The organism is Nostoc linckia z4 (assembly GCF_002608075.1).
Classification (GTDB): domain Bacteria; phylum Cyanobacteriota; class Cyanobacteriia; order Cyanobacteriales; family Nostocaceae; genus Nostoc; species Nostoc linckia.
In genome coordinates this window covers 130,454-136,803 of record NZ_LAHA01000021.1, presented here as the reverse complement: position 1 = coordinate 136,803, position 6,350 = coordinate 130,454, and the positions used below count along the sequence as shown (strand labels likewise).

The 6,350-nt window shown below is 40.1% G+C and carries 7 protein-coding genes and 1 rRNA gene; 2 read left to right on the top strand and 6 right to left on the bottom strand.

Annotation, left to right across the window (positions count from 1 at the left end; genetic code table 11):
• Window positions 1–92: 92 nt before the first annotated feature.
• Window positions 93–210 (top strand): 5S ribosomal RNA (gene rrf / locus VF06_RS17995).
• A gap of 311 nt (window positions 211–521) precedes the next feature.
• On the opposite strand, the gene VF06_RS17990 is transcribed toward rrf, so the two are convergent.
• From VF06_RS17990 to VF06_RS17975, 4 genes are all read right to left on the bottom strand, one after another.
• Complete coding sequence (locus VF06_RS17990) at window positions 522–1,268, bottom strand: creatininase family protein (RefSeq protein ID WP_099068489.1); 747 nt, start codon at window positions 1,266–1,268, stop codon at window positions 522–524.
• A gap of 329 nt (window positions 1,269–1,597) precedes the next feature.
• Window positions 1,598–1,870 carry a cupin domain-containing protein gene (locus tag VF06_RS17985; RefSeq protein WP_099068488.1) on the bottom strand — a complete coding sequence of 91 codons (273 nt, stop codon included), beginning with the start codon at window positions 1,868–1,870 and terminating at the stop codon, window positions 1,598–1,600.
• 21 nt (window positions 1,871–1,891) lie between these two features.
• Entirely contained in the window at window positions 1,892–2,251 is a 360-nt protein-coding gene (locus tag VF06_RS17980) for a Mo-dependent nitrogenase C-terminal domain-containing protein (protein WP_099068487.1), read from the bottom strand.
• A gap of 547 nt (window positions 2,252–2,798) precedes the next feature.
• Complete coding sequence (locus VF06_RS17975) at window positions 2,799–4,490, bottom strand: potassium channel family protein (RefSeq protein ID WP_099068486.1); 1,692 nt, start codon at window positions 4,488–4,490, stop codon at window positions 2,799–2,801.
• A 246-nt stretch (window positions 4,491–4,736) separates the two neighbouring features.
• Between VF06_RS17975 and VF06_RS17970 the strand changes: the two genes are divergently transcribed.
• Window positions 4,737–5,234 (top strand): hypothetical protein, encoded by a 498-nt coding sequence (locus VF06_RS17970; RefSeq protein WP_099068485.1) that lies wholly within the window; start codon window positions 4,737–4,739, stop codon window positions 5,232–5,234.
• 103 nt (window positions 5,235–5,337) lie between these two features.
• Here VF06_RS17970 and VF06_RS17965 read toward each other — a convergent pair whose 3' ends face one another.
• A complete protein-coding gene (locus VF06_RS17965) occupies window positions 5,338–5,880 on the bottom strand; it encodes an ImmA/IrrE family metallo-endopeptidase (RefSeq protein WP_099068484.1) in 543 nt (180 codons plus the stop codon).
• Window positions 5,881–5,898: 18 nt separating this feature from the next.
• Window positions 5,899–6,261, bottom strand: coding sequence for a helix-turn-helix domain-containing protein (locus VF06_RS17960; RefSeq protein ID WP_099068483.1), 363 nt, complete (start codon window positions 6,259–6,261; stop codon window positions 5,899–5,901).
• Window positions 6,262–6,350: the final 89 nt, after the last annotated feature.

Here is a 6,350-nt window from a genome sequence, read left to right as displayed (position 1 = left end):
TTAGCAGTTGATAGTTAGAAGCCAGGAGTTATGAATCAACAAACTCTTTTATTTCTAACTCTTAACTCCTAACTCATCACTCCAAAAGTTTTCCTGGTGTCTATTGCGCGGTGGAACCACACTGAATCCTTCCCGAACTCAGAGGTGAAACGCTGCTGCGGCAACGATAGTTTAGGGGTTGCCCTACGCTAAAATAGCTCGATGCCAGGTTCTATTCTTTTCTCCATAATATTGGCAGTTTGTGTTTATACATTTAAATTGAAGTACATTGATCCCCAGTTTATTCGATCAGCTGGGGATCTTGTTTATTAAAAATAATGGTTGACGACTGTGAATATATGCGGGGAATTAATTTTGGCGTTGCTGATTGAAAGTACGAATTAGTCTCATGCATACCGCCAAAGGCGGAACCCGCAGGATAGGCGCAAAGAATCATTGTTTAGTTATATGCAAAATGTCAATTCATACTTGGTTTCAGCAACGCCTTAATTTTCATCGCATCAGAAGATATTTGCATGTTTCTACTCTGCGTTCAGAAATTCCAAATATCCATTGCTAAGTTCTTTCACCGCCAACTCATAAAATTGTTTACCATGTTCTGGTGTTGCTAAAGCAGGATTTGATCCCATACGTCCATCCGGATAACGCACTCGAAAGTCTGCTGCACTATAAATCTTGTGTCCACTGGCAACTTCTGGTGAAAGGGTTGCTTGCTTAATCGCTTCTGGATAAACGTACTGGGTGAGGGCTACTTCACTTGGAGTTGCATGAGAACCTTCTCGATCGCCATATAATTCTTTAGCTAGTTTATATACTGAATTACACATAAACCAGTTAGCAACTTGGCATTGTACTTGTTGGGCATTTGCAATGTGCAGATCTTCTAAATGAGCGTAAGTTTCTGAAAAAGCTGCTTTGAGAGTAGCAATGTTACCGCCGTGTCCGTTAATAAAGTAGAACTTGCTAAAACCGACTTTGGCTAAACAAGTTATATAGTCTCGCACTACTTGAATTAAAGTATTAGGACGCAGACTGATTGTTCCAGGAAAAGCAGTATGGTGCAGTGCCATCCCCACATTAATTGTAGGGGCAACCATCGCTCTAGTTGCGTCGCCCACACCACGAGCGATCGCTTCTGCACAAATAGCGTCAGTACCAATTAATCCTGTTGGCCCGTGTTGTTCTGTGGAACCAATGGGAAAAATAATACCTGTTGATTGCTGTAAATAAGCTTCTACTTCTTGCCAAGTACTTAAATGTAGTAACATTTTTGATGATTTTCCTCTGATAAGACATCTTCTATGATTTAACTTCTACTAACATAATTATGAAGTTTCTTTTGATTGAGTGGTGGTCTTCGCTAGAATTCGTATTTTTGAGAATTCTAATTAATAGATCCCCGCTTTCTTGAAGAGAGCGGGGATATTAAAGCAGATTTCAATTTATTGAAATAGATAAGCTCAGTTCGGTCGCCAGCTAGAAAGCTTATTTTACTTTTGAATTCTGCGGTATTTTTCAATAATGATTGAGGATTGAGTTATAAAATGTTTCTTTTGTAGATATCAAAAAAACAAAGGGGATCAATCTCTAATCTCAATTAATCAAAGTAATAATGCTTTTTGACGTTACTTTTAATTTCCCATATGCAAGACATACCAGCAGGAAAAATTACTAAATTGCCTTTGCCCATTTGCACTGGCTGTCCACCATCAGGAGTAACAACTACATCACCTTCCAAAAAGTAGCAAGTTTCTTGAGAATCATAAGTCCAAGGGAATTTTGAGACTTCCTTTTTCCAAATTGCCCATTTGGAAACACCCAATTGTTCGAGACGTTGTTGACTAGGTTGATGCTCAACTTGAATTTCCATACTGTGCTTGATATCGTTTTTTTAGCAGTACGATTGGATATCTTCTCCACATTGATCTACTAAATAACATAAAGCACGAAAACGCAAGCCTACAAATTCATCGTAAAGGGGATTGAGCTTGCACATTGGAGGAATGTGAGCTACCTTACGGCCAAATAGGATGATATCACGTTCAAAGGGACACTGGGCTGGAATCAATTTGGCGATAAATTTGGCCAATTTGCGATTCTGAATTTCAATTTTGTCGAGCCATTGACGTAATGGTTGCAGTAGATCTGATTTCTGCTGAGCAAATTGTTTTTTGTTAACTGCTGGATTTTTTTCTTCTAAAGAGCTAATAAAAGCAGGTAGAAATATCCGCCGATTATTGGTTTCAAGCATAGTTTTAAGCAAGGTTTTCCTTGTTGTAGATGAACTATTTGTCATTTTTGAATAGTGCTATGTAATTTGTTTGGCAATTTGCATTCTGTTAAGGAATCGAGGGAAAGCAAGCAGAATGCAAAGCATTTACATGCATCTTTGGGGGGAAATAGTTTGATTAATTGTTATTTAAACCCACCAAATGTTCAAGAACTGTCCCGTTAAATACAAAATAACAAAGAAAATATAAAAATTGCATTTCTTTAACTTATTAATTTTTAATCTCAAAGATTGCAATTTTATATACAAAATATAAAAGCCTGGTTACAAAACTGCCTAGTATCTACAGATATACTTCAGGGAAGAAAAACACGGTTTTCGCGTGGCTATACATACACTCCGCTAGGATTAGCCCATACTATCTATAGACATTAGGGTGCTGAAGCTTCAGTAATTTGTGCTATATATTACACAAGCCAACCCAGATATTATTTAATAAGTAGCAGAAAATCCTTTGATAAGTTCAAACTAATAGTGACGGTTAACAGTCATGAGTCCGAATTAGTAATTAAGTCTGTGTTTCACATACTTGCTCGTCGCGCCACAATTGATATAGCCGCGTGGCTGGCATTGTCATATATAAAATATCACCTGCACTGAGGTTGGTTTCTAGCAAATCCCAGCCGTGCAGCGTTTGGTGATTTGTTTCTACGTATAAAGGTACACAATCAGTAGACATGGCGACATCTTTGACCCAGTGACCGCAAAAGGCGTGTGAAGGTGTAATTACTGCGGCAAAAGCGACCCAAAGACTATCTGCTGTGATGCCATTACCAAGGATTCGTCCACCTAATGCAGCTGCGGCAAAAGCTGGGGCTGCCAATTCAGCAGGGCTGAGTACTGCCTCGAAGTCAAATAACTGTTGTGCCATACCAGCGAAATCGGGATCGGCATAATGAACAATCACTGGGATGCTTGGCGTCAAGCTTTTAGCCTTGAGAGCAATCTCTAAATTTGTGGCATCGTTACTAGTTACAGCCAATACTGCCGCGGCAGAATCTATATTGCTGGACTTGAGTATGGTACGGAAGCTAGCATCACCTTGAATTACAGGAATACCTAGTCCTCTGGTGGTGTTAACAAATCTGTTATTTGAGTCAGTTTCAATGACTACAACTTCATGTCCGTTGGTGTGGAGTTGCTGGACAATTTTGACGCCAATACCACTCAAGCCACAGACGATGTAGTGATAGCGTTGGGGTATTCGTGCTGCATCCCAAAATTGCTTAAAGCGGCTTCCCAGGACAAAATCGGTAAGCATTGCGTACCAGATACCAATTACCACTGCGCCAACTAGCATCATGATAACGGTAAATAATTTAATACTATTGGGAGCATTTTCTACTACTTTGTCATTACCGCCTGCTCCAGTAATCATACCCACAGAAAAATACAGAGCATCGATGACAGACAACTTCAGTTCAGCAGATGTATAGGTGAGGGTAGCAAGTAGAATCACCGCAAGTAAGACAACTGCACCCACCACTACCGATCGCCCATGTTGCTGAAACTCTCTAAGATTAGTTATAACTTTCAGCAATTTTCTAATTAACGATCGCCTCTGAGGACGAATCCGGGGTTGCGTACCAACAATTAAGCGATCCCCGACTTTTAACTCTTGTCCTGAGATGACGGCGGATACCAAATCCATTTCACCTTCCACTGGAAGATAATAAATCAGCATCCGCGATCGGTCTTCCCACAATTCATTGAGTTTTCGACCTTTCCACAAATGATTTTCATCAATATATTCTTCGTGAATTGGCCAAGTTTGCTGAAATAATTTAATTTGGCCGATGGCTCGACTTCCCAGTGCCGCAAAGGTAAATACCGGTGCTGCCAAACCCACAACACTCATACTCAAATGGTCTGGCAAAGTTTGATCTAAGCGCTCACCCAAATTTGTATTATAAAAGCGGTTAATGATGCGAATTTGGGGATTCAGTACTCGTGCCTGCATCATAATTGACAAATTCAGTTCATCTTTAGAACCAGCAATTACTAAAGTCTGTGCCTGCTCGATTCCTGCTGCTTTGAGGGTAGCCGCTGCTTGCAAATCACCAACAATCACATCCGGCGTAGTTTCTCCTGGAATCGCTTGGTGATGAATGCCAACAACAAATACTCCTTGCTGTCTGAGCAAACGAAAGATTTTATATCCAGTACGTCCTAAGCCACAAACAATAATTCGAGGTTTCATGAAACGGCAGCATCTTTTACAGGCGGGGCTGCATTTCTAGTTAATTATCCAAATTATTGCTCGTTTCCTAGAAATATAACTGTAACTAACAACACGATTACTTTAATTGCAAGAGTTAGGAGTTGGGAGTAAAAAAGTGTTTATATTTGACTTTGATGTGTGAATAAACAGCTATTAGATGGCACTTTTGGCAAATTCTAAAAGTCAATGTCATTTAGATACCTGAAATTTTAAAATATTGACCTGATGAAAAACTTAGCGCCCTTAAAAGACTTTGGTAGTATTCTATGCCCTTTAATTCTAGCAGGAGTGTTGGGGACTACAGCCCAAGAAGCACAGCCGCAGTCAGCACCAGGGCCTATTTCTGCACCTAATGTCACACTTAGTGTGCAGCGTGGCAGTGGTAGGTGTCCTCAAGCAATTGGACTGTGGTGGTTTACTTTACCTTATGAAGGCGGTGCTGAACATACGGTAGTGGCAGATACTACAGAATTTGCCGATTCAAGTAAGTTAGTTTCATCTAATAACCAATTTGTAGAATTTGTTTCCCCTTTACGCAGTAATTATGCTTCCTGTGTAGGTAAAACTCGTAGTCAGGAATATACTTTCTACAATGTAGAATTTAAGAATAAAAAAGCTTATTTCCGTGTGGATTTACGAAAAATTAATGCACCGGGACGGCTAATCACCTACAAAACTGTAGCAGCTTCCCGACCTTATGTCAGGTGGGCGATCGCTGACTAATTTCAACTTCCTATCCAGCCAATATCTTGAGAAATGTCACAAAATGCCAAGAAATGACTGAAAACTTTTAAATAGAAGTTTCTTTGAGAAATTACAAAATTTTTCACACAATATTTATTCCTGTAACATTGCTACGAAGTCGCACCATTTCCTCACTTGCATTAAAGTGTACTGCTATTTCTGTCTGTGTCATTTGACGCTGAACAGCCCAAAGTAACCCCCGTCGAGGAATCTGAAGACAAGCACCTAAATAAGTCGCTTCATCTTCATCACTCTGTCGGCGCAGAGGAAGCCCAGTATTGGGATCAAAGCGGACAATTTTATGTCTTAATAGCAGGTGTCCAAATTCGTGCATCAGGTTCGACTCACGCCGCGCAGGTGTATGGCGTGGATTGTTTACAATCCAGAGTGGGCTTTGATTAATAATTCCTGCTGACCATTGGTCGCTATCAAGTAATATCTTGACTACGGAAGGGTCTAAACTAGGAATCTGTTCAGGTGTGAAAATTTTTGCATTCAATTGAGCCGCCAGCATATCTGCTGGTAATGGATCAAATGCCCGTAAGTTTAAGAAACTACGTTGCTCGGTGGCAATCCCTTCACACTTTTGCCTAAACTCAGCTGGTAATGTCTCTGTTAGTGCCATATTGCTGCAATCCGGCTTTTAATTGTCGCTTTGTTGAGCATTATCCCGATACGCTGCTTTGACTAGTTCTGCCAGTGCATTGGCTACTGCTGGATCGAGTTTTTTTGATGCTCGCAATTGAATTTCTATTGCTTCTAATGTATTTGAGTCGGATGGTACTTCGGATTCCTCTGTTTTCTTAAATAGTTCAGCAGGCGAAACTTGCAGCCAGTTGCAAAGTAATAAAAATGTTTCCATATCGGGCATTTTGCCATTTTCAACCCGCGAGAGTGTTGAGGAACTAATATTACCTATTTCTCTAGCTGTATCTCGTAGTCCTTTCTTCCCACGCTTTGTCTTTACCCTTGCTGCTAATAAATTTGTGTCTAGGTGGTATTCCATGTGCGCTTTTCGTTTCACTCATGAAACAGTGTTTCTTTTTATTTATCACAAGCTATAGTTGTTATGTGCTTTTAAAATGACATCGTTTC